Origin of the sequence: Rhodococcus rhodochrous, from assembly GCF_900187265.1 — a bacterium.
GTDB classification, from domain to species: domain Bacteria; phylum Actinomycetota; class Actinomycetes; order Mycobacteriales; family Mycobacteriaceae; genus Rhodococcus; species Rhodococcus rhodochrous.
Genome location: NZ_LT906450.1, coordinates 1,349,559 through 1,371,789, shown reverse-complemented (window position 1 = coordinate 1,371,789; position 22,231 = coordinate 1,349,559). Strand labels below are relative to the sequence as shown.

Here is a 22,231-nt window from a genome sequence, read left to right as displayed (position 1 = left end):
AGGACGCCACATGCAACAGTCCACCGTCGACGCGGTGATCCGCGGCCTGGAGAAGGCCGGCGTCACCACCGTGTGCTACCTGCCCGACTCCTTGTTCAAGGAGCTCTACCCCGCTCTCGACGCGCACCCCACCATCCGCACCATCCAGGTCACCAACGAGGGTGAGGGCGCTGCGATCTGCGGCGGAATCTTCCTGTCCGGCAAGCGTGCCGCGCTCATCATGGAGAACTCCGGCCTGCGTGCCTCCGTCGAACCGCTCGCCCGCATGGGCCTCGGTGCCGGCATCCCGGTGATCATGCTCATGAGCTACCGCGGCGAACTCGGCGAGAACAACTGGTGGGCCGTACCGCACGGCATCACGATGGAGCCGATCCTCGACGCACTGCGCATCCCGTACCGCATCGTGCGGGAGGAGGACGCGATCGAACGCGCCATCCACGACGCTTTCGAGTGGTCCTACTCCGCCTACCACCATTCCGCCATCGCCCTCGGAGGAGGACTCGTCCGATGACCACCATGCGCATGACCCGATTCGAGTGCATGCAGGCACTCGCGTCCAGGCTCGAGAACGAACTCGTCATCCTCTCCCTCGGCGCGAGCGTCGACGAGTGGTACAACGCCGCCCCGCACATGCGCGAGGCCAGCCTGTTCCAGCAGCAGCTCGGCTGTGTGACCCCGCAGGCGTTCGGTCTCGCGGTGGGCCTGCCGCACCGCCGCATCGTCTCGCTCGACACCGACGGCGGCATGCTGTTCAACCTCGGCATCCTCGCGACCCTCGCCAACGAGCAGCCCCGCAACCTGTTCACAGTGGTGTGGGACAACGAGTGCTACCAGTCCATCGGTGGGCCGCCGACCCACACCGCGAAGGGCAAGGTCGACATCGCCGCGATCGCCCGCGGAGCGGGAATCGAGAAGGCCTACACCGCGGAGACCCTCGAGGAGTTCGACAAGCACTGTGTCGCAGGGTTGTCCGCGGACGAACCGTACGTGCTCGTCGCGAAGGTCTCGAGCGTCGTGCAGCCGGGCATCAAACGCAAGCACAGCGACGGCCGGGAGGACAAGTACATCTTCGTTCGCCACGTGGAGGCGACGGAGGGCATCACCATCATGGGCCCCAGTGAACACAACTGACGTGTACACAACCGACGGATTCGACTATGTCGTCGTCGGCGGCGGATCGGCGGGGTGCGTACTCGCCGCCCGCCTGACCGAGAATCCCGACACCACCGTGCTGCTCCTCGAGGCAGGACCGGACCACGCCGGTCTCCCCTCGATCGACGCGCCGGCGACCTGGGCGGGACTGCTCGGCGGCGACTACGACTGGGGACACAGCTACGCGCCCAACCCGTTGCTCGACGGTCGCGCAGTGCCGATCCCGCGCGGCCGGGTCCTCGGCGGATCGAGCAGTCTCAACGCGATGCTCTGGTACCGCGGGCACCCGTCGGACTACGACGCGTGGGAGACCGCCGGAGCGAAGGGCTGGAACTTCGCGTCGCTGCTCCCGTGGTTCCGCCGCGCCGAGGACTGGGAGGGCGGCGCCACCGCCTTCCGCGGCGCCGGAGGCCCGGTGCGCATCACCCGACCCGCCGACCCGCATCCCATCGCTACCGGGTTGCTCGATGCCGCAGCCGAACTCGACATGACCGTGCTCGACGACTGCAACGGGCCGGACATCGAGGGCGCCTCCCTGGCGAACCTCACGATCGACGACGGGCACCGCGTCAGCACGGCCCGTGCCTATCTCGATCCGGCGCGGACCCGGCCCAATCTCACCGTGCGCACCGACGTCACGGTGTCGGGCTTGGTGCTCGACGGCGACCGGTGCGTGGGTGTGCGGTACGGCAGTGGAGGCACGGACACCGTGGTCCGTGCCGACGCCGAGGTCCTGCTCTGTGCCGGTGCGATCTCGAGCCCGCACCTGCTGCTGCTCTCAGGTATCGGCGATCCCGAGCATCTGCAGGAGCACGGGATCCCCGTGCACACCGCACTTCCCGGTGTCGGACGCAACCTCCAGGACCACCCTCTGCTCATGGGCGTGAACTTCCGGGCCCGCAATCCGCTCGGCCCTGCCCGCGACAACGGCGGTGGCGCGATCCTCAACTGGCGTTCGGACCCGTCGCTGGACCTGCCCGACCTGCACGCCTTCGTCGTCCAGGGTGCGCACGCCACCCCGGAGGTGGCCGCACGCTACGACGTCACCGGCGACGTCTTCGCGATCTCCCCGGGCCTCATGCGCTCCTACAGCGTCGGACAGCTGACACTGCGGTCCGCGGATCCGGGCACGGCGCCGATCATCGACCCGCGCTATCTGTCCGATCCCCGCGACCTCGACGCCCTCGTCGCCGGTCTCGACCGCATCTTCGACCTCGCCGAGACCTCCGCGTTGCAAGATCTGGTCGAGGCACCCGCGGCACCGGACCGTCGTCTCGGCCGCGCCGACGCCGAAGCCTTCGTCCGAGCCAGTTGCGCAACCTTCTTCCACACGGGCGGCACGTGCGCGATGGGCGTGGGACCCGACGCCGTCGTCGACCCGGACCTGCGCGTCCACGGCGTGGACGGACTGCGCGTCGTCGACGCCTCCGTCATCCCGGTGCTCCCGTCGTGCAACACCAACGCCCCCGTGATCGCCCTCGCCGAGCGCGCGGCCGCACTGATCACCGGAACCGAGAGGAGCTTGTCGTGACGACCAGCATCACCACACGCTGCGACGACCCGGTCGTGCTGAACCAGTGGTATCCGGTCTGTTCCGAACAGGAGGTCGCCGAGGCCGTCGTGCGCACCCGCCTGCTCGGCGCCGACATCGAGTGCAGCGTCGACGCCGACGGCGAACCGACGGTGCACGACGGCGACGCCGTGCTTCCCGTGCAACGCCGATACGGGTTCGTGTGGACCACGCTCGGCACCCCCGAGAAGGACGTCTTCCCCATCGACGAGGCCGACGAACCCGACCGGCGCTACGTGCCGTGCGGGTGGGTCACGCTCCGGTCGTCCCCCGGCCGGGTGGTCGAGAACTTCCTCGACATGGCGCACTTCCCGTTCGTGCACACCGGCATCCTCGGCGGCGAGGCCGCCACGGAGGTCGCACGCTACAAGTGGGAGATCCGCCGGGAGACCGACGAGGTGTGGGCCACCGACTGCACGTTCTTCCAGCCGCAGATCTCCGCGGCCTCCGAGGGCACGTTCGCACAGCTGACCTACCGCGTCCCGAATCCGTATCAGGTGATACTCTACCGGGTCTCGCCCTCCGATCCCACCCGTCTCGACGCGATCGCCCTGTTCATCCAGCCGATCGACGAAACCCTGTGCCGCGCACAGCCGGTGATGTACCTCGTCGACCCGGATTCCACGCACACCGAGCTGGTGCAGTTCGAGCAGGTGATCTTCCTGCAGGACCGCATCATCGTCGAGAACCAGCGTCCGCTCCTGTTGCCGCTCGATCCGCGCGAAGAGATCCCCACCCGCGCCGACGCTTCGTCGGTCACCTACCGGCGCTGGCTCAAGGCCAAAGGACTGCGTTGGGGCGCCCTGCCTTTCCGTCCCGTCGATACCCGAGGAGCAGACACGTGATCACCGCAGCCCTCCCCCGGTACTGTGCCGATTTCCTCCGCGACGGCACGAAATCACTGCTCGTCGACGGCCGATGGATCCCCGGTTCCGGCGAGCCCTTCGAGACGAGCGACCCGGCCACGGGCGTGCCGCTCGCGACACTCGCATCGGCCGGAGCCGGCGAGGTGGACACCGCGATCGCCGCCGCGCGCCACGCTCTGCAGAACGAGTGGGCCTCGTGCACGCCCGCGGCCCGCGCCCGCGTGCTGTGGCGGATCGCCGAGGCCATCGACGCCCACGCCGACGAACTCGCCGAACTCGAGACCCTCGACCAGGGCAAGTCCTGGGCGACCTCCCGATTCGCCGAGATCCCCTCCGCGGCGGAGCAGTTCCGCTACTACGCGGGATGGGCCACAAAGATCACGGGGACCACCGTCACACCGTCGATCACCTACGCGCCGCCGGGACGGAAGGTCGTCGCGCACTCCGTGCGCGAACCGGTCGGTGTGGTCGCCGCGATCGTGCCGTGGAACTCACCGCTGCTCATGGCGGCGATGAAACTGGCGCCGGCACTCGCCGCGGGATGCACCGTCGTGCTCAAGCCGGCCGAGGACACCTCGCTGACCGCCCTGCGGTTCGGTGAACTGCTCGCGGAGAGCGGCATCCCCGACGGGGTCGTCAACATCCTCACCGGTGGCGGTGAGGTCGGTCGCATGCTGGCCGAGCACGCGGGAGTCGACAAGGTGACGTTCACCGGGTCCACGGAGGTCGGGAAGAAGCTCGTCGCCTCGGCCGGGGCGCACAATCTCTCGCGGCTCACCCTCGAACTCGGCGGCAAGTCCCCGGCGGTCGTCTTCGGCGACACCGACCTGCCGCTGACGATCCCCGGCCTCGCGCGCGGCATCTTCGCCAACTGCGGGCAGGTGTGCGTCGCCGGTTCCCGGATCTACGCCGAGCGGCGCGTCTACGAGCAGGTCGTCGACGGTCTCGCCGCTGCTGCGGACACCCTGCGGCTCGGCCACGGACTCGACGACGACACCGATCTGGGTCCGCTGGTGAGCCTGCGGCACCGCGACACGGTGGCGTCCTACGTCGACGACGGAGTCCGCGCGGGGGCCACGGTCGTGACGGGTGGTCGTATGGTGGGCGAGACCGGCAGCTTCTACGAGCCCACCGTGGTGGTCGACGCCGCCCCGGATCTGCCGATGATGCGCGAGGAGATCTTCGGCCCGGTCGTGACGGTGACCCCCTTCGACGACCCCGACGAAGTGATCACCTGGGCCAACGACACCGACTACGGTCTCGCGGCGAGCGTGTGGACGTCGGATCTGTCGCGGGCCCACAGGGTGGCCGACGCGATCCGCGCCGGCACCGTGTGGATCAACTGCCACTCCTACTTCTCCCCCGAACTGGTCAAGGGTGGCCACAAGCAGTCCGGCTGGGGTTACGAGAACGGCGCCGCCGGACTGGAGAACTACTTGGAGACCAAGACGGTGTGCTTGTCGATCTGACCGTCGGTCGGGGCCCCGAGGTACGCGTGCGTCGCTTCGAACCGCGATTGCAGGTACTCGCCGGCCCCGATCGGTGGGTGGATCGGCTCCGCGCCCGGTTCGACACAGGTCGGGATCGCCTCGATCACGGCGTTGTAGTCCGGGGTGACGAAATAGGGCAGCGAATAACGGTGCCCGTGCGTGGGATTCAGCACACGATGACGGGTGGAGACGTAGCGGTGGTTGGTCCACCGGGCGATCATGTCGCCGAGGTTGACGATCAGCGCGTCGGGCGGGGTCACCACGTCGATCCACCCGCCACCTCGCGCGGCGACCTGCAGCCCACCGATGTCGTCCTGGGCGAGCAGTGTCAACGAGCCGTAGTCGGTGTGGGGCGCGATGCCGAGTGCGGTATCGCCGACGGGAACGGGTGGGTAGTGCAGCATACGGAGCGACCCGAGCGGGTCGGTGAACATCGACACGAAGGCGTCGGCGTCGAGGCCGAGAGCGAGTGCGAGACCGCGCATGAGGTGGGCGTTGATGTCCAGGCACGCCTTCGCGTACTCGTCGGCGACACTCTTGAAGTCGGGCATCAGCGAGGCCGGCCACTGCGCCGGACCGTGCAGCGGCGTACCCGCGATCACCTCCGGATGATCGGCCGCACGGTCGGTGGTGATGTCGAAGGCCTCCTTGCCGTCGGCTCCGACGGTGGGGTCGAGTGTTTCGGTCTTCGGCGGCACATATCCGCTGTGGCAGGGGGATTTCGCGATGGCGATCTCCATCTTCTCCTCGAAGGGCAGCGCGAAGAAGCGCCGCGCCTGCTCCATCGTCGCCGCGCGGAGGTCGGGGTCGAGTCCGTGACCGGTGACGACGAAGAACCCGAGGTCGGTACACGCGGCGTCGAGCGCGCCGGCGACGGCGTGCGGGTCGCTCCCGTCGCGCAGCGGACGCAGATCGATGAGAGGCAGAGCTTCCATGGGTGACTCCTGGACAGAGCGGACGGGTGATCGCTATGAGTTGATTCCTGCGATACTGCGGATCCGTCTCGCTGCGGTGAGGACCGTGTTACGGATTCCCGGACCGCGCCCCGACGCAGAGCACCAGACGAGCCGGCTCCGAACCCCGATGGCGCCAGTGCATCTCGGTCCCCGCCGCGGCGAACAGGCAGTCCCCCTCCGCGAGTTCGACCGCCGGGCGTCCGCGTACCTCCACCTCGAGCAGTCCACCGGTCATCACCAGCACGAGATCGTCGGAGCGGCGGAACCATCCGGCGATGTCGTCGTCCGGTCCGATCTCGTACTGGTACACCTCGGCGATCGTCCCGTTGCCGCGGGCCGTCCACGTCACCGGAGCCGCAGGGGTTCCCGTCACCGCCCGGGCGACGCGACCCGCGGCACGCACCACCAGTACATCGTCGGCAGGAGCCGGATCGAGGAAGTCCGACGGCGACCGTCCGAGCGCGTCGGCGATCCTGTACAGCGTGGCGAGCGAGGGCGCGTTGAGACCACGTTCGACCTGACTGAGGAACGCCTGACTGACCCCGGCACGCGCGGCCAGTGCCCGCGCACTGAGGTCCTCCTGCCTGCGGACGGCGCGGATGACGCCGCCCACCCGGGCGACGCGATCCTGTTCCGGCACTGCATTCTCCGTCGGCATCACGAACTTCATCCCCTTCCGCCGCCCGAAACACAATCGTCATGAATCGGACACGGCCGCTCAATTACCAACCTGGATCGTCTCGACTTAACACATAGCGATTACTCGGAAGGTCCCACCGTATGGTGACAGCAACTTCGACCGCGAGCATCACCACCGCTGCGGGAGTGGCAGAATCGGTCCCCGCCGAGGGCGTCGTGATGCGCGGTATCCACCGGTCCTTCGGTGAGAACACCGTCCTGCGCGACGTGTCGTTGCATGTGCGGCCCGGCGAGGTCTACGCGCTGCTCGGCGAGAACGGCGCCGGCAAGTCGACCCTGATGCGCATCCTCACCGGGTTGCTCCCGCCGGGCTCCGGTTCCATTGCGGTGGACGGAAAGTCGCTCACCGACGGAGGCCGGGAGCGGATCGCCATGGTCCACCAGCACTTCATGCTCGTGCCGAGCATGACGGTCGCCGAGAACTTCCTGCTCGGCCGGTCCCCCGGAGTGATCGGCCGGAAACGTCTGCGGCGCGCAGAGGCTGAGATCGCCGCCCTCGCCGAAGACACCGGTCTCGCCTGCGACCCCACCGCACGCGTGGAGAACCTGTCGGTCGGCGAGCAGCAGCGCGTCGAGATCCTGCGTGCCCTGCACCTGGGCGCCGGTTACCTGCTGCTCGACGAACCGACCGCGAATCTCGCCCCGGCCGAGGTGCATTCACTGCTCGCACAGGTCCGCCGACTCGCCACCGAACGCGGCGTCGGGATCGTGCTCATCACCCACCATCTGGAGGAGGTCCTCGAGGCCGCCGACCGGGTCGGTGTGCTGCGAGGAGGGCAGCTCGTCGCCGAACGCCCCATCCGCGGAGACGGCGCCGAGAGCGTCACCACCGCCGAACTCGCCCGCGACATGGTCGGCCGCGAGGTCGGACTGGGCATCCGCCGCGCGGCCACCGAACCGGCCGGGAGCCGGAAGCTCGAACTGGTCGGCGTGTCCGTCCCCGATCAGTTGCACGACGTGACCCTCCGGGTCGCATCCGGGCAGCTCGTCGCCGTCGCCGGAGTCGAGGGCAACGGTCAGTCCGCCCTCGAGGACGTCCTGTCCGGGCTCGCCCCCGACTCCACCGGCGCGGTCGTCGTCGCCGAACGCGAGATCGACGCCTCGTCCCCCCGCGCGATGCGCGAGGCCGGTGTCGGCATCGTCCCCGCCGACCGCTACACCCGAGGACTGATCAAGTCGCTGGGGATCGATACCAATCTCGCGATCGACAGCTACACCGATCCCCCGCTCGCGCGTCGCTGGGGACGCCTGTCGCGGACCGCCGTCCGTGAACGCGCCGAGCGCATCATCGCCGCACTGTCGGTCAAGGCCCAGAGCCCGCGCACGCTCGCCGGCACCCTGTCCGGTGGGCACGCGCAGCGCGTGGTGCTCGGTCGGGTCCTCGACGGTGAGCCCGACGTCCTCGTCGTCGCCCAGCCCACCCGCGGTCTCGACATCGGTGCCACCGAATTCGTGTGGGACACCCTCGTCGAACACCGCTCCCGGGGCGCCGCGATCCTGCTCATCTCGTCCGATCTCGACGAGATCTGCAGCCTCGCCGACCGGATCGTCGTGCTCTACCGCGGACGGATCGTCGCCGAGTTCGACGAAGGCCCGTTCGACCGCGAAGCCCTCGGCTCGGCCATGGGCGGATTCCAGGAGGCCGCAGCATGACCGCCACACTCAGCCCACCGGTGACGACGCCACCCGAGCCGCCCACCGCGTCGCGGATCCGGGGCCTCGCGACCACCATCGGGGTGCCGTTGCTCGCCGTCGCCGTCGGCCTCGCGGCGGGTGGGATCCTCATCGTCCTCGCGGGCGGTGATCCGGGGCAGGCCTACGCGACAATGCTCGACGCTGCACTCGGCGGCGACACGCAGCTCGGTCGCCTGCTCACGGGCATGACACCGCTCGTCCTCATGGGTCTCGGCTACGCGATCGCGTACCGCACCGGTTTCATCACCATCGGCGCGCAGGGCCATTACGACGTCGGCGCGATCACCGCGACGGCCGTGGTGCTGAGCATGCCGCTGGGGACGAGCTGGATCGCGATCCCGATCGTCGCCGTCACCGCCGCGGCCGCGGGTGCGTGCATCGGCGGCATCTCGGGCGTGCTGAAGGCGCGGCTCGGGGTCAACGAGATCATCTCGTCGCTCATGCTCAACTACCTCGTCTTCTACACATTGGCGTGGGCGGTGCGCAAACCCCTCGCCAACCCCAACGGTTTCACCCCCGAGTCCGAGCGCATCCCCGACTGGGCCGCACTCGCGACGATTCCCGGCACCCGCATCCACATCGGTGTGTTCGTCGCGATCGCGGCGGTGCCGCTGGTGTGGTGGCTCATGCGTTCGACCCGATTCGGTTTCGCGTCGCAGATCGTCGGTGAGAGCCCGAGCGTCGCCGAGGCAAACGGCATCTCCGTCGCCCGCACCGTGGTCACCTCCGCTCTGATCAGCGGTGCACTCGGCGGTATCGCCGGAGCGATCATGTTGCTGGGCAGCGAGTTCCGACTGTCGCTGGCGATCTCCTCCGGGATCGGGTTCACCGCGATCGTGGTGGCACTGCTCGGGCGTCGCAATCCGTTCGGCATCGTGCTCGCAGCGGCACTGGTTTCCGGGCTGACCCTCGGCAGCCAGGCGGTGCAGCGTACCCAGGAGATCCCCGCGTCCATCGGCACCGTCGTCCAGGCAGTGATGATCCTGACGGTGCTGCTCGCCAACCGAATCGTGGAGCGTGCCCGATGAACTGGTCCGACGTCCTGGGCGCCGGTGCGCTCGTCCCGCTGTTCACCGCCGCGCTGCGCCTGGCGGTGCCGATCATCCTCGCCGCCGCCGGCGCGTGCCTCGCCGAGCGCTCGGGGCTGATGAACCTCGGCATCGAGGGGCAGATGATGGTCGGTGCGATCATCGCGTTCGTGACGGTGTACTACACCGGGCAACCGATGCTCGGCGCCGCCACCGGTGCCGCTGCAGGCCTGGTGATCGCCGCGATCGTCGGCTATCTGACGATCACGATGGCCGTCGACCAGATCATCACGGGCATCTCGGTGGTGATCCTCGGGACCGGACTCGCGTCCTTCCTGTACCTGCAGGTGTTCGGCGTGACCGGCACACCGCCGCGCATCCAGGGCACCACGCCCCTCGATCTTCCGGTGCTGTCCGACCTGCCGGCGCTCGGCCCGATCGTGTTCTCACAGTCGCCGCTCGTCTACCTCGCGCTCGCGCTGGTCGTCGTCCTGTGGTGGGTACTCACCCGCACGGCTTTCGGCCTGTCGATCCGCGCGGCCGGTGAGAGCCCCGAGGCCGCCGACTCGGTCGGTGTCTCCGTCCCCCGCACCCGGTGGAGCACGCTGCTGATCTCCGGGGCCGCAGCGGGCATGGCCGGCGCGCTCGTCATCGACGGTCTGGGTTTCTTCCAGGACGGCATCACCGGTGGTCGCGGCTGGATCGCGCTCGGTGTCGTCATCCTCGCGCGGTGGAATCCGCTCGGCGCCATCGCCGGTGGCTTCATGTTCGGTCTCGTCGACGCCTTCCAGTTGCGCGTGCAGGCCGCCTCGGGTGGGCAGGCCACGTCGGTGCCGTACGAGCTGTTCCAGGCCATGCCGTACGCCGTGACGCTGCTCGCGGTCATCGCCACCACCGTGTGGTTCTCGCGCAGCAATTCCCCGAAGGCGCTCGGCGTCCCGTTCGTCCCCGCGAAATAGCTTTCCCGTCAGCTTTCCCGTCAGTCATGGGGCTCGTAGTCGCGAGCCCTCCCTTCCCCGAGGAGAACCACGTGAAGAAATTGGGTACCGCTGTGGCGGCCGCCGCCGTCGTCGGAGCCGCCGTGACCGGGTGTTCGAGTTCCGACTCCGGTGGGAGCGGCTCGGCCGACGGGGTCGTCAAGGCCGCGATCATCACTTCGGGTCCGGTCAACGACGTCGGCTGGAATCAGGGCATGGTCGAGGGCGCCGAGAAGCTCGAAGTGGAAGGCCTCATCGATCTGACGGTCGTGCAGCAGGATTCGGGCGCGACCTCGGAGCAGATCGCCCAGATCGTCACCGATCTCGCGGAGGACGGCAACGAGCTCATCGTCGGCCACTCGTTCAACTACGGCGAACCCATCAAGGGCATCATCGCCGACTACCCCGACGTGCTGTTCGCCTATCCCGGCGGCTTCGGCGACATCACCGCCAACCTCGCCGACTACAGCCAGCCGTTCTACCAGGGTTCATTTCTTACCGGCATCCTCGCCGGCGACCTGACGAAGACCGGCATCCTCGCCGGCACCGCCGGTTTCGAGATCCCGGTGTGCAAGGCCCAGATCGAGGCGTTCGCCGACGGTGCCCGCCTGACCTACAAGGGCCCCGGCGAGATCCAGTTGCGTCCGTCCTACATCGGCGGATGGTCCGACGCGGCGGCCCAGACTCTCGAGGCCGTCAACGCCCTCGTCGACCAGGGCGCCGACCAGTTCTCCACGTGCGGCGTCGACGCGGCCACCATCGAGGGTGCCAAGCAGCGTGGTGTCGGCGTCGCCGGCTACACGATGGATCAGACCCCGCTGGCACCCGAGAACGTCGTCTCATCCGTCGTGTGGAATCTCGACGAGGTCCTCCGCGCGATGATCGCCGACGTCGAGGCCGGCAACGTCGACCCGGCGAAGTACTACGAGGTGGACATCACCGAGGGCGGTCTGGACGTGGTCATCAATCCGGCCTTCGTCGACAAGATCTCGCCCGAGGCGATGGCGCTGTTCGAGGAGTACCGCGAGAAGATCATGGCCGGTGAGTTCGAGGTCGAGTACAAGGGCGGCGACTGACCCCGAGACCATCCGATAGGCCGAACGAGACCGACGTTGTGTGCGATTTCCCGACGGATTTCGCACACGACGTCGGTCTCGTTCGACAGATCCGGCCTATGTTCGGACGCGCTCCGCGCACCACTCCACCAGCGCCGCCGCGAGGTCGTCGCGGGCGGACAGCTGTGGTGCGTGGTCGGACTCGAGCGACACGACCTGCGCACCCGGGGTGAGGCGTTGCATCTCCCGCTGGGTGACGAGCGGAACCGAACGATCCAGTGTCGCTTCGATGTACAGGCGTGGCAGGCTGCCGAATCGTTCCGGCGTCCAGGTGGGTGCCATGAGCCGGGCGGTTTCGAGTTGTGGCACGAGTCGGCGTGCGGCTCCGATCGCGTCGGTCGAATCCGCCTCGTGGAAGAACACCGCCGCGCCGGCCTCCGGGGGCACGACCGTCCCGCGACCGTCCTCGGTGGGTTCGAGCCAGCGCGAAATGCCCACCGGCGCGTCGAGACCGATGCCGTCGCACAGCATCCCGAAGTCGGCCCCGGACGGAAGCATCATCCCCGCCACGTAGGCGACCCTGGCGACGCGCTCCGGCAGCATCTCCGCGACCTGCGTGACGACGATGCCGCCACCGGAATGACCGACGAGGATCACCGGGCCATCCAGTCCGGCAACGTGGTCGGCCACGACCGCGGCGACGTCGTCGAGCGTCACGTCGTCGGCGCCCCATGATCCGACACCGGGAAGCGCGAGCGGGTGTGGGACGTGCCCGGCCCGGCGGAGCGGTTCGAGCAGCGTGTCCCACACCCAGCTTCCGGCCCAGGCGCCGTGCACGAGCACGATATGACTCACGCGCGGTTCTCCCCCGTCGCCGCCAGCACACGGGCGGCTTCCCGTACTGCGGCGGTGTTGGCCTTGCCGTGCCGCGACCCGGCGAGCTTCGCCTTGATGTGGTCGCGGATCAGGATGGGTTCGTAGGGTTCCGGGCCCGCATATTCGGGCAGGGTGGAGACCACCGCGTCGACGTTGCCGTCGTGGAAGAACGCCACCGAACGACGGCGCCGGATCCTGCCGTCGACGATCGGCGGCTTCACGCGGTGCAGCGTCGACATCCACCGGTCGTCGGTGATGCGGGCGGTGAGATCACCGAGATTGACCAGTAGGGCTCCGGGCAGCGGTTCGACGTCGTGCCAGATGCCGTCGGAGCCGAGCACCTGCAGCCCTGCGACCCGGTCGGCCCACAGCACGGTGACGATCCCGAAGTCGGTGTGCTCGCCCATGCCGGTGAGGTCGCCGTCGAGGTCGACGGTGCCCTCGGGCAGCGCGTAGTTGTTCATGCGCAGCACGTCGATCGAGTGGTCGGTGAGCCGTTCGAAGTAGTCGGGGGCCTGCCCGAGTGCGTCGGCGAAGATCCGGGTGAGGGTCCGCGCGACCCGCGAGGCCTCGGTGAAATAGGTCTGCACGCGGTCCTCGAAGCCGGGGACGTCGGGCCAGACGTTGATTCCGTAGTCGTCCTCCGACAGGTCCAGGTGGGGGAACGACCGGGCCTCCACGCCGACGTTGTATGCCTCGAAGAAATCGTTCATACGGCTGGCGGATTCGACGCCGAGGCTCAGGCTCAGCGACTCGCTCTTCGGCGGGCTGTATCCGCGGTTCGCGCCGACCACCCGGTACTGCTGCTTGTCGTCCATCGGCAGACCGAAGAAGTCGTCGAGGGCGGCGGCGAGGCCGTCGACCACCGGATCGGGGATGCCGTGTCCGAGGATCTGGACGAATCCCACACGGCTGCAGGCTTCGTCGATCTCACGGGCGACACGAGCGCGTTCGGCTTCCTCGCCGGCCCGGACGTACGGGCCGATGTCGACGGCGGGAACGACGAAGGCGTCAGACGGCGACTGGTTCATGGGCAACTCCGTGGGGAGAGGTGGTACCGGCCGAGGTGACGGGGGCCGGTGTGCCGGACCGGGACGCGCGAGCCAGTGTCCCGAGACGAGTGTGGTTGAACAGCAGGTTCAACGAGAACGCCGCGATCGCGGCGAGGGTGATGCCGCTGCCGAGCAGGATCTGCGCGGCGGACGGGAAGCGCTCGAACATGCCCTCGGCGAGTTCGGGCAGCAGACCCACACCCACTGCGACGGCGGCGATCGTGGAGTTGATGCGGTCGGACAGGTCCACCGAGCGCAGCGTATTGATGCCTACGAGGGCGACGGTGGCGAACAGGATCAGGCCGACACCGCCGACCACCGGCTTCGGCAGCGCCGCGACCACCGAGCTCACCTTCGGCAGCGCGCCGAGGACCACGAGGATCGCACCCGACGTGGCGGTGACGTAGCGGCTGTACACACGGGTGGTGGCCACCGCACCGACGTTCTGGGTGAAGACGGTGTCGACGAAGGCGTTGAAGACACCCGCGAGCACAGCGGACGCTCCGTCACCGGCGAGTCCGCGGGCGATGTCGCCCTTGCTGACGCGCTTACCGGTGATCTCGGCGACGGCGAGCATGCTCGCGGTGGATTCGGCGAAGACCACGGCCATGACGATGCTCATGGCGACGACGGCGGTGATCGGAAATTCGGGAGCGCCGAAGTGGAAGGGGGCGGGCAGACCCACCCACGACGAGCCCGCCACGCCGCCGAGGTCGATCAGGCCGAGCGGAACCGCGACGACCGTGCCGACGGCAAGGGCGATCAACACTCCGAGCTGGGCCCAGATGCCACGCCCGAGGCACAGGAAGGCGACGGCGACGACGATCACGAGCACGGCCAGGGCGATGTTGGTGGGCGAGGCGAAGGTGGGCGACGACGGGTCGGTGCCGACGATCAGCCCGCCTGCCACGCCGATGAGCGAGATCCCGACGACGGTGAGAACGACACCGGTGACGAGCGGCGGGAAGAACCGGATGATCCTGGCGAACGGCCAGGCCAGGGCGAGACCGACGATGCCGCCGATCAGCATGGAGCCGTAGACGGCCTGCAGGCCGTATTCCTTCGCGATGAGGATCATCGGCGTCAGGCCGGCGAAGGTCGCACCGCAGACGATGGGTAGGCGGACACCGACGAGTTTGCCGACACCGAGGCTCTGGACGATGGTGATCAGACCGGCGATCAGCAGGTCGGCGCTGATGAGCATCGCGATGGTGTCGCGGTCGAGTCCGACGGCCGCGCCGAAGACCAGCGGAACGGTGATGCATCCGGTGTACATGATCAGGACATGCTGGAGGCCGAACGCGAACTGCCGGAGGAACGGTAGTCGCGCGTCGACGGGGTGCGGTGAGGTCATGTGATCGCTCCCATTTCGGATGCAGTGCTGTATACGGTGCCGGATACAGCTTGGGGGCCGAAGTTTTCGGGCTCGAGTCATCGTGTTTCGTGCGGGTAAGGAACCGCTCACCACGCCGGCATGCCGTCGCTACGAACGCCTGAAGCCGACGTCATCCTTGCGGTCGCGTCCCTCTACCGTGCGGGTCATGGTTCCGACCTCATCATGGCCCGGATCACTGTGTTCGGTGAGCGCCACGCACCCGCACCTCACCGATCCGGTATCGCGGACATCCACAGGCCTCCGCGAGTTGCACCACGGGAAGTCACGACGGGATCGGAACAAGCAGAGACCCTCGATCATGCCCTCAGGCCGAGAGCACTCGGTTGACATCGAGAACGTTGTCTCGGGCGATAGTCCTTGCTGTGCTGATCAATACATCGATCAAGCTCCGCGCGCTGGCACTCAATGAGCGATCCGAAGGCATGGTGATACCGATCGAGCGCGGAACAGTCGCGAGAGAGGTCGGCAGTAGCGTGAGGTGTTCGTCGCGCGCCCCGATCAACATCGGTAGCGGCGCGATCGCATCGGTACTGATCAGAATCGGGCGAAGGGTGAGAATCGTCGAGCACTCGATGATGTTCTGAGGCAAGCCCAGCCCTTCGCGTGCGAACAGTTCGTCCAGTTCATGCCGTAGTTGGGTCGGCCGAGCCGGCAGGATCCACGGATAATCCAGCAAGTCGCGAATATCGGGATTCTCGAGATCGGCCGCGGGGTGCCCTCGCCTCACCACTGCACGAACGGGTTCGTCGTACAGGCGAATGCTGTGGGTGGCAGTGCTGTACCCCTGCGGGTCGAGCCGACCCACGACCAGGTCGATCTCGTCCCGCGCGAGACAGGTAGCCAGATCTTCCGGCAATTCCTCGATGACCGAAACCGACAACTTGGGGTGATCACGTTTGAGTGCCACAAGGGCCTGCGGCAACAACGAGTACGCACCGGCCAGATTGGTACCCACCCGTACCGGGCGCACACCGACTCGTTGCATCTCGTCGATGCTCTCGGCGGCGGCGCGCAGCGAGTTCAAAGCCGTCCGCGCGCTCTCGAGGAATATCTCGCCGAACTCTGTCGGCGCCATCCCTCGCGGCTTTCGTTCGAAGAGCGTCGCCGACAGTACATCTTCGGCCTCACGTACGGCACGGGTGATGGCGGGTTGAGTGACGCGGAGGACCTCCGCCGCACGAACCATACTGCCCTCATCGGCCAGCGTCGTCAGGAGAATCAAGTGCCGAATCTTGAGGCGCCCGTCGAACATGCGTTGCGGATTCATCCCTTGTCATTCCTCTGAAACATTGGCGAAACATTGTGTGATCGGTATTACATCCTGGATATACCGGAACGCACTTTAGCATTGGTTTTGCTCTGGTTCCTCTCGCATGATCAGTCCATGAGCTTCTCGTCCACTTCCCCGAGCGCACTGGCCGCTGTAGCGCTTTCGTTGGCTCGCTCCGACATTCGGGTACTCGACTTGACCGCACCGTTGTCGTCGTCGACGCCGGTGCTCCCACTGCCCGACGGCATGGCTCCGATCCCCCGTTTCGAACTGGAGGAGTTGGCCAGATACGACGACAGGGGTCCGACTTCCTACCAGAACGGTATTCACACCGGTGAGCACGTAGGGACCCATTTCGACGCGCCCTGCCACTGGATCACGGGTGTGGCCCACGGTGACGTCGCCTCCGTACCGGTCGACAGACTTATCGCGCCGGCGGTGGTGATAGACAAGACCGCCGAAGTTGCCGAGAATCCGGACTTCCTTCTCGACATCGATGACGTGATGCAGTGGCAGGAAGAATTCGGGCCCTTGCCGGCAGGCTGGCTACTTTTCCGAACCGGCTGGTCTGCTCGATCCCAACACCAGGAACGCTTCATCAATGCCGATGACAACGGCCCCCACACACCGGGCGTGACGCCCGCTTGCGCGGAATGGCTTGCCAACGAAACCCCGATCATCGGATTGGGGGTCGAGACGGTCGGCACCGATGCGGGCCAGGCCTTCCGGTTCGAGCCGGAGTTCCCCGTGCATTCGTTCCTGCTGGGAGCCGGAAAGTACGGAATCACCCAGTTGCAGAACCTCGACCGACTGCCACCGGTCGGCGCCCTCCTCGTTGTCGCACCACTGCGCATCGTCGGAGGCTCTGGGAGCCCAGCGCGCATCCTCGCACTGATCGAAGGCGAAACATCAAAGGAGACCGAATAACAATGCTGGTAAGAGACGCAATCGGGTACGCCCTCGCAGACATGGGCGTGTCCACGGTCTTCGGAGTCGTGGGTAGCGGAAACTTCCACTTCACCAATGCCATGATCGAACGGGGCGCCCGCTTCGTCGCAGCCCGCCACGAAGGCGGCGCTGCCACGATGGCCGATGCCTACGCGCGCATGTCGCGTGAGGTCGGAGTGCTGTCCCTGCACCAGGGCTGCGGTTACACCAACGCGATCACCGGGATCGCAGAGGCGGCGAAGAGCAACACTCCCCTGCTGGTCCTGACGGCCGAGGCCACCGAACCGACCTCGAACTTCTTCATCGATCAGGAAGGAATCGGCAACGGTGTCGGCGCAGTGTCGATGCGTGTCCGGTCCCCGTTGACCGCATTGGACGACGTCACACGTGCCTTCAATCTGTGCCGGGACGGTCAGCGCACCGTCGTGCTCAACGTTCCGCTGGACGTGCAGGACATGCCCTTTCAGGGTGACACCGCAAAACGCACCTACGTTCGTCCTGCCGCGCCCCAGCCCGCATCCGACGAGGTTGCACGGTTCGCTGAGCTCATCCTCTCTGCCGAAAGGCCGGTCTTTGTGGCCGGTCGCGGCAGCCGATCCCGCGGGTCCAAGGAAGCCGTCCAGGTGCTGGCCGAACAGGCCGGCGCCCTGGTAGCCACTTCAGCAGTCGCCCGAGGGATGTTCAACGACGACCCGTGGAGCATCGACGTCTCGGGTGGCTTCAGCTCCCCCTCACCGCCGAGCTGATCGCAGGTGCCGACCTCATTGTCGGGTTCGGTTGCGCCCTCAACATGTGGACGATGCGACACGGCAAACTGATCGCAGAAGACGCTTCCGTCGTACAGATCGACACGAACCCCACCGCGATCGGCCGACACCGCGACGTCACGCTCGGATTGTTCGGCGGAGTTGCCGAAACCGCCAAGGCCACGTCGGCATGGCTCGAGGCGAGGGGTATGACTCATCGTGAGGGCTACCGCACCGCCGAGGTCAAGAGCCGCATCGAAACAGGGCTGCGGTGGAACCAGGTTGCGTTCGACGACGAATCCGGTGATGGACTCATCGATCCTCGTACCCTGTCGGCCACGTTGAACACCATGCTCCCGACCGAGCGGATCGTGTCCGTGGACTCCGGGAACTTCCTCGGCTACCCGAGCATGTACCTCGATGTGCCCGACGAGTACGGATTCTGCTTCACCCAGGCATTCCAGTCGGTCGGACTCGGCCTCGCAACCGGGTTGGGTGCGGCACTGGCGCAACCTCATCGTCTGCCCGTCGTGGCGTGCGGAGACGGCGGATTCCTCATGGGCATCTCCGAGTTGGAAACTGCAGTTCGACTGAAGCTTCCGCTGCTCGTCGTCGTATACAACGACTCCATGTACGGCGCTGAGGTCCACCACTTCGGAACGGACGGACCGCCTCTCGACTCGGTGACATTCCCCGACACCGACATCGCTGCGATCGCACGCGGCTACGGCTGCGAGGCGGCCACCGTCCGGAATGTGACCGACCTGCACCCCGTCGAATCCTGGCTTGCAGCAGATCCCGACCGCCCATTCGTAATCGACGCCAAGATCGTCTCTCGGGAGGGCTCATGGTGGCTCCAAGAAGCATTCGGTCACTGAGCGGAACCGATTCGATGAAACGAGTCATCGAGGAGGGACAGCACGCCCTCCCACCCATTTCACCACGATATTCAGGGGGCACCCAGTGACCAGCACGACGGAGATCACCCCTACTCGGCCGGTGACACCCAGTACGTCCTCGCAGGACCGCTTCCTCCGCAGGACGAACCTCACCCATCTGTTCTGGGGCACAATCGGAGTGCTCGGTTTCCTCACACTCTGGGAACTCGTCGCCCGCCTGCACCTGCTCCCCCGTGACGCACTCCCCCCCGCATCGACGACCTTGGCGCGGGCCGCCGAACTGCTCACCGACCCCGCCTTTCTGACGCAGATCGGTTACACCCTCTGGGCGGCGCTCGTCGGATACGCCATCGCACTGGTCATCGCGGTGCCCCTCGGACTGCTCCTCGGCCTGTCGAATCGCCTCTACGCCGCTACCTCGACCATCGTCGAGCTGGTACGACCGCTGCCCCCTATCGGTCTGGTACCTCTCCTCGTCCTGGTGGCGGGACAAGGCTTGGAGATGAAGTCCGCAGTCGTGGCTCTCGGCTGCGTATTTCCGTTGCTCGTGAACACCATTCACGGTGTGCACTCGACCAATGGTGTCGCACGAGCCACAGCTCGATCCTTCGGGTGGTCCCCCGCGCTCGTAGCATATCGAGTGGTATGGCCATCGGCCGTTCCGTCCGTACTCACGGGTGTGCGCGTGACGGTATCCATCGCCCTGATCCTCTGTATCGGCGCCGAGTTCATCGGCGGAAGCACCACCGGTCTGGGCTCGTGGCTCCTATTACAGAGCATGCTGCCTCAGGGCATCGACTCCGTCTGCGCCGGTGTCATCATCGCCGGCCTGTTGGGCCTGCTCATCAATGCAATCGTGAGCGTCCTCGAAACGAAGTACGCGTCCTGGGCACGAAGGGATGAAGGATGACGACCACACTGAGTTCGACCACTGTCTCCCGATGGTCGAATGCGGCACTCGGATGGACCGCGGCAGCCGTACTGCTTCTCGTCTGGCAACTGGGGGCTGTCAGCGCCCGATCCCCGTACTTTCCCCCGCCGATCGACATCTTCGGCAACGTCTACGACCGTTGGTTCTCCGCGGGATTGTCACACGGCATCCTCACCGACTCTTTCTACTCCGACATTCTTCCCAGCATCGGACGGCTCCTGGTCGGACTGGCGATCGCATGGATAGTGGGCATCACCCTGGGAGTACTTCTCGGCCGGATTCCCGTGCTGGCGATGACCATCGAACCCCTTCTGCATTTCATGCGCGGCCTGCCCGGCCCGGTTCTCCTACCCCTGGCCCTGGTGCTGGTGGGAACCGGTTCCGCCATGAGGATCGGCCTGATCACCTTCGGCGCGATCTGGCCCGTCCTGTTCAACACGTACAGCGCCGTACGCCAGGTACCCGAAGGATTCGAGGACGCCGCACGATCGACCCGCATCAGCCGGACAGGAATGCTGTTCCGTGTGATCCTGCCCTCGGCGAGCACGGGCATCTTCGCCGGCATCAAAGTGTCGACATCACTCGGTATAATCCTGCTGATCGCATCGGAACTCTACGCTGCGTCGGACGGCATCGGTTTCGGCCTGTCCCAAGCACAGCGCTCGTTCGAGTTCTTGACGATGTGGTCCTACATCGTCGCCCTCTCGATCCTCGGTTATCTGTCCAACCTCCTGCTCGTACGTATCGAGCATTCCCTCCTGGACTGGCACCGCCTTCGCATGGCCATCGACAACTGATCGGAACACAAACATGGCTAACGCATTGCTCGAGGTCGACAACCTCAGCCACACCTACCACACCGACCGCGGTGAACAGCGCGTCCTGAACGGGCTGTCGTTCTCGGTCGACGACGGCGAGTTCGTCTCGATCGTCGGTCCGTCGGGCTGCGGCAAGACCACTCTCCTGCGCACCCTCTCCGGCCTCCTCGAACCGACGGGTGGCACCATCTCACTCGGAGGTCGGGTGATCGACGGTGTTCCCGAAGGACTCGCGATGGTCTTCCAGGACTACCGCGCTTCGCTGTTTCCCTGGCGAAGAGTCGGAGCCAACGTCGAATTCCCCCTGCTCGGAATCGTCGGAAAATCCGAACGACGCGCCCGCACAGCCGAATCCCTCGCCGCCGTCGGGCTCGAGGGAATGGAGGAACGCTACCCTTGGCAACTGTCCGGCGGTATGCAGCAACGTGTCGCGATCGCCCGGGCTCTCGCGATGCAGCCGAAACTGCTGCTGATGGACGAACCGTTCGCATCCGTCGACGCCCAGACACGATCGGACCTCGAAGACCTGCTCCTACGGGTACGCGACCAATACGACATGACGATCCTGTTCGTCACGCATGACGTCGACGAGAGCGTCTACCTGAGCACTCGGGTCGTCTCGCTCAGCAAAGCACCGACAGTCAAGACCGCGGACCTGCTTATCCCGCTCGACTTCCCCCGCGACCAGATCCGCACTCGCGAAGAGGAACTGTTCGTCACCACCCGCGGCGAAGTCGCCCGCCTCATCCGGCAGGCGTGTCCCGGCGGCCTGCAAGTCGAAGTCTGAGCCCGTCACACCGCCCCGAAGTTCCCCCCTCGACCGGAACCTGGAGAACACATGAAGACACGATTCGCACGAGTGTGCGCGGCCGTGGCCACCCTCGCGCTGGCCGGCACCGTCGCCGCCTGCGGGGGCGAGGCCTCCTCCTCCGGGGCCCCCTCCGAAGACGGCATCACCCGCATGACGCTGTCCATCCCTCCCGTCGGAGATTCTCTGCCGGTGTACGTCGCCCAGATGAAGGGCTACTTCGCCGACAACGATCTCGAGATCGAATTGACCCCGGCAGCCAACGGGGCGACCACGATCAATGCGTTGATCTCCGGCAGCACCGACCTCGCGCTGGTGTCCTACCCGTCGATCATCAAAGCAGTGGACTCCGGTCTGCCCGTCACGATCGCTGCAACAGGCATCGATGGAACAGACGATTACAAGGGCGGCATCTACGTACGGAGTGATTCCTCCGTCGCCGCGGCAGCAGACCTGCTGGGCAAGAAGGTCGCCACGCCCTCCCTCGGATCCGTGGGCGATATCTTCCTCCGAGGCGTTCTCCTTTCCGAAGGTTTGGATTACAACCAGGTCGACTTCGTCGAGCTTCCTCAGGCGAACATGGCTACCGCCCTTGCAGCCGGCGACGTCGACGCAGCATTCATCACCGAGCCGACACTGAGTTCCGCCCTCGAGACCGTCGATCTGCGCTCCATCGCATACCAGAACGGCCCGCAGGGTCTCTTCGCCACGTCGGAGAAAGTGATCGAAACCAATCCCGACGCCATTCGTGCCTTCCGCGCGGCGCTTGCGAGGGCCGTCGAAGACATCGAGCTCGATCCTCACGCAGTAGCTGCAGAAACACTGCCTCGGTTCTCGGACATGGACGAGGACACCGCGCGAAACATGAATCTGCCGGAGTACGTCACCGAGTACGACGCCGAGGACGTCCAATCCGTGATCGACCTCATGGTCGAAGTGGGCATCGTCAAAAAATCGTTCAGCGCCGACGAAATGTATCAATCGTTGTAACTGCGCCGG

The 22,231-nt window shown here is 66.6% G+C and carries 20 protein-coding genes and 1 pseudogene; 15 read left to right on the top strand and 6 right to left on the bottom strand.

The window, feature by feature from the left end:
• Window positions 1–10: 10 nt before the first annotated feature.
• From CKW34_RS06360 to CKW34_RS06340, 5 genes are read left to right on the top strand one after another with little or no spacing between them, the layout of a single operon-like run.
• A complete protein-coding gene (locus tag CKW34_RS06360) occupies window positions 11–511 on the top strand; it encodes a thiamine pyrophosphate-binding protein (protein WP_016693649.1) in 501 nt (166 codons plus the stop codon).
• Window positions 508–1,131: a thiamine pyrophosphate-dependent enzyme gene (locus CKW34_RS06355; protein ID WP_059383024.1), complete on the top strand. Its 624-nt coding sequence runs from the start codon at window positions 508–510 to the stop codon at window positions 1,129–1,131. The genes CKW34_RS06360 and CKW34_RS06355 overlap by 4 nt, the downstream gene beginning before the upstream one ends.
• Window position 1,132: 1 nt before the next feature.
• On the top strand, window positions 1,133–2,683 hold the full coding sequence (locus CKW34_RS06350) for a GMC family oxidoreductase (protein WP_064059894.1): 1,551 nt from the start codon (window positions 1,133–1,135) through the stop codon (window positions 2,681–2,683).
• Complete coding sequence (locus tag CKW34_RS06345) at window positions 2,680–3,567, top strand: aromatic ring-hydroxylating oxygenase subunit alpha (RefSeq protein WP_059383026.1); 888 nt, start codon at window positions 2,680–2,682, stop codon at window positions 3,565–3,567. Before CKW34_RS06350 ends, CKW34_RS06345 begins: the two co-directional genes overlap by 4 nt.
• Complete coding sequence (locus CKW34_RS06340; protein ID WP_059383027.1) at window positions 3,564–5,057, top strand: aldehyde dehydrogenase family protein; 1,494 nt, start codon at window positions 3,564–3,566, stop codon at window positions 5,055–5,057. The genes CKW34_RS06345 and CKW34_RS06340 overlap by 4 nt, the downstream gene beginning before the upstream one ends.
• Here the strand turns inward: CKW34_RS06340 and CKW34_RS06335 are convergent.
• Window positions 5,021–6,013, bottom strand: coding sequence for an isopenicillin N synthase family dioxygenase (locus tag CKW34_RS06335; RefSeq protein WP_059383028.1), 993 nt, complete (start codon window positions 6,011–6,013; stop codon window positions 5,021–5,023). The genes CKW34_RS06340 and CKW34_RS06335 overlap by 37 nt on opposite strands.
• Before the next feature lie 88 nt (window positions 6,014–6,101).
• Complete coding sequence (locus tag CKW34_RS06330) at window positions 6,102–6,674, bottom strand: helix-turn-helix domain-containing protein (RefSeq protein WP_157742101.1); 573 nt, start codon at window positions 6,672–6,674, stop codon at window positions 6,102–6,104.
• Between the two features lie 140 nt (window positions 6,675–6,814).
• Here CKW34_RS06330 and CKW34_RS06325 point away from each other — a divergent pair, with 140 nt between their 5' ends.
• The 4 genes from CKW34_RS06325 (at window position 6,815) to CKW34_RS06310 (ending at window position 11,509) form a co-directional block, all read left to right on the top strand.
• A complete protein-coding gene (locus CKW34_RS06325; protein ID WP_059383030.1) occupies window positions 6,815–8,386 on the top strand; it encodes an ABC transporter ATP-binding protein in 1,572 nt (523 codons plus the stop codon).
• Window positions 8,383–9,456: an ABC transporter permease gene (locus CKW34_RS06320; protein ID WP_059383031.1), complete on the top strand. Its 1,074-nt coding sequence runs from the start codon at window positions 8,383–8,385 to the stop codon at window positions 9,454–9,456. Before CKW34_RS06325 ends, CKW34_RS06320 begins: the two co-directional genes overlap by 4 nt.
• The gene (locus CKW34_RS06315) at window positions 9,453–10,415 is read left to right on the top strand and encodes an ABC transporter permease (protein ID WP_059383032.1); all 963 of its coding nucleotides are present in this window, start codon (window positions 9,453–9,455) and stop codon (window positions 10,413–10,415) included. The genes CKW34_RS06320 and CKW34_RS06315 overlap by 4 nt, the downstream gene beginning before the upstream one ends.
• A gap of 71 nt (window positions 10,416–10,486) precedes the next feature.
• Window positions 10,487–11,509 (top strand): BMP family protein, encoded by a 1,023-nt coding sequence (locus CKW34_RS06310; RefSeq protein ID WP_229580421.1) that lies wholly within the window; start codon window positions 10,487–10,489, stop codon window positions 11,507–11,509.
• Between the two features lie 96 nt (window positions 11,510–11,605).
• On the opposite strand, the gene CKW34_RS06305 is transcribed toward CKW34_RS06310, so the two are convergent.
• The 4 genes from CKW34_RS06305 to CKW34_RS06290 form a co-directional block, all read right to left on the bottom strand.
• Window positions 11,606–12,343 (bottom strand): alpha/beta fold hydrolase, encoded by a 738-nt coding sequence (locus CKW34_RS06305; protein WP_059383034.1) that lies wholly within the window; start codon window positions 12,341–12,343, stop codon window positions 11,606–11,608.
• Complete coding sequence (locus CKW34_RS06300; RefSeq protein WP_059383035.1) at window positions 12,340–13,395, bottom strand: isopenicillin N synthase family dioxygenase; 1,056 nt, start codon at window positions 13,393–13,395, stop codon at window positions 12,340–12,342. The genes CKW34_RS06305 and CKW34_RS06300 overlap by 4 nt, the downstream gene beginning before the upstream one ends.
• On the bottom strand, window positions 13,376–14,770 hold the full coding sequence (locus CKW34_RS06295; protein ID WP_059383036.1) for a uracil-xanthine permease family protein: 1,395 nt from the start codon (window positions 14,768–14,770) through the stop codon (window positions 13,376–13,378). The genes CKW34_RS06300 and CKW34_RS06295 overlap by 20 nt, the downstream gene beginning before the upstream one ends.
• Before the next feature lie 346 nt (window positions 14,771–15,116).
• A complete protein-coding gene (locus CKW34_RS06290) occupies window positions 15,117–16,079 on the bottom strand; it encodes a LysR family transcriptional regulator (RefSeq protein WP_064059895.1) in 963 nt (320 codons plus the stop codon).
• Between the two features lie 117 nt (window positions 16,080–16,196).
• On the opposite strand from CKW34_RS06290, the gene CKW34_RS06285 reads away from it, so the two are divergent.
• The 6 genes and pseudogenes from CKW34_RS06285 to CKW34_RS06260 all read left to right on the top strand — a co-directional run bounded on the left by CKW34_RS06285 (window position 16,197) and on the right by CKW34_RS06260 (window position 22,222).
• Window positions 16,197–17,009: a cyclase family protein gene (locus tag CKW34_RS06285; RefSeq protein ID WP_080968303.1), complete on the top strand. Its 813-nt coding sequence runs from the start codon at window positions 16,197–16,199 to the stop codon at window positions 17,007–17,009.
• A 2-nt stretch (window positions 17,010–17,011) separates the two neighbouring features.
• Window positions 17,012–18,654, top strand: a pseudogene (locus tag CKW34_RS06280) (thiamine pyrophosphate-binding protein).
• An 85-nt stretch (window positions 18,655–18,739) separates the two neighbouring features.
• On the top strand, window positions 18,740–19,585 hold the full coding sequence (locus CKW34_RS06275; RefSeq protein ID WP_162272365.1) for an ABC transporter permease: 846 nt from the start codon (window positions 18,740–18,742) through the stop codon (window positions 19,583–19,585).
• Entirely contained in the window at window positions 19,582–20,403 is an 822-nt protein-coding gene (locus tag CKW34_RS06270) for an ABC transporter permease (RefSeq protein WP_059383040.1), read from the top strand. Before CKW34_RS06275 ends, CKW34_RS06270 begins: the two co-directional genes overlap by 4 nt.
• 13 nt (window positions 20,404–20,416) lie before the next feature.
• The gene (locus tag CKW34_RS06265; RefSeq protein ID WP_080968300.1) at window positions 20,417–21,211 is read left to right on the top strand and encodes an ABC transporter ATP-binding protein; all 795 of its coding nucleotides are present in this window, start codon (window positions 20,417–20,419) and stop codon (window positions 21,209–21,211) included.
• Between the two features lie 51 nt (window positions 21,212–21,262).
• Entirely contained in the window at window positions 21,263–22,222 is a 960-nt protein-coding gene (locus CKW34_RS06260; RefSeq protein WP_059383042.1) for an ABC transporter substrate-binding protein, read from the top strand.
• Window positions 22,223–22,231: the final 9 nt, after the last annotated feature.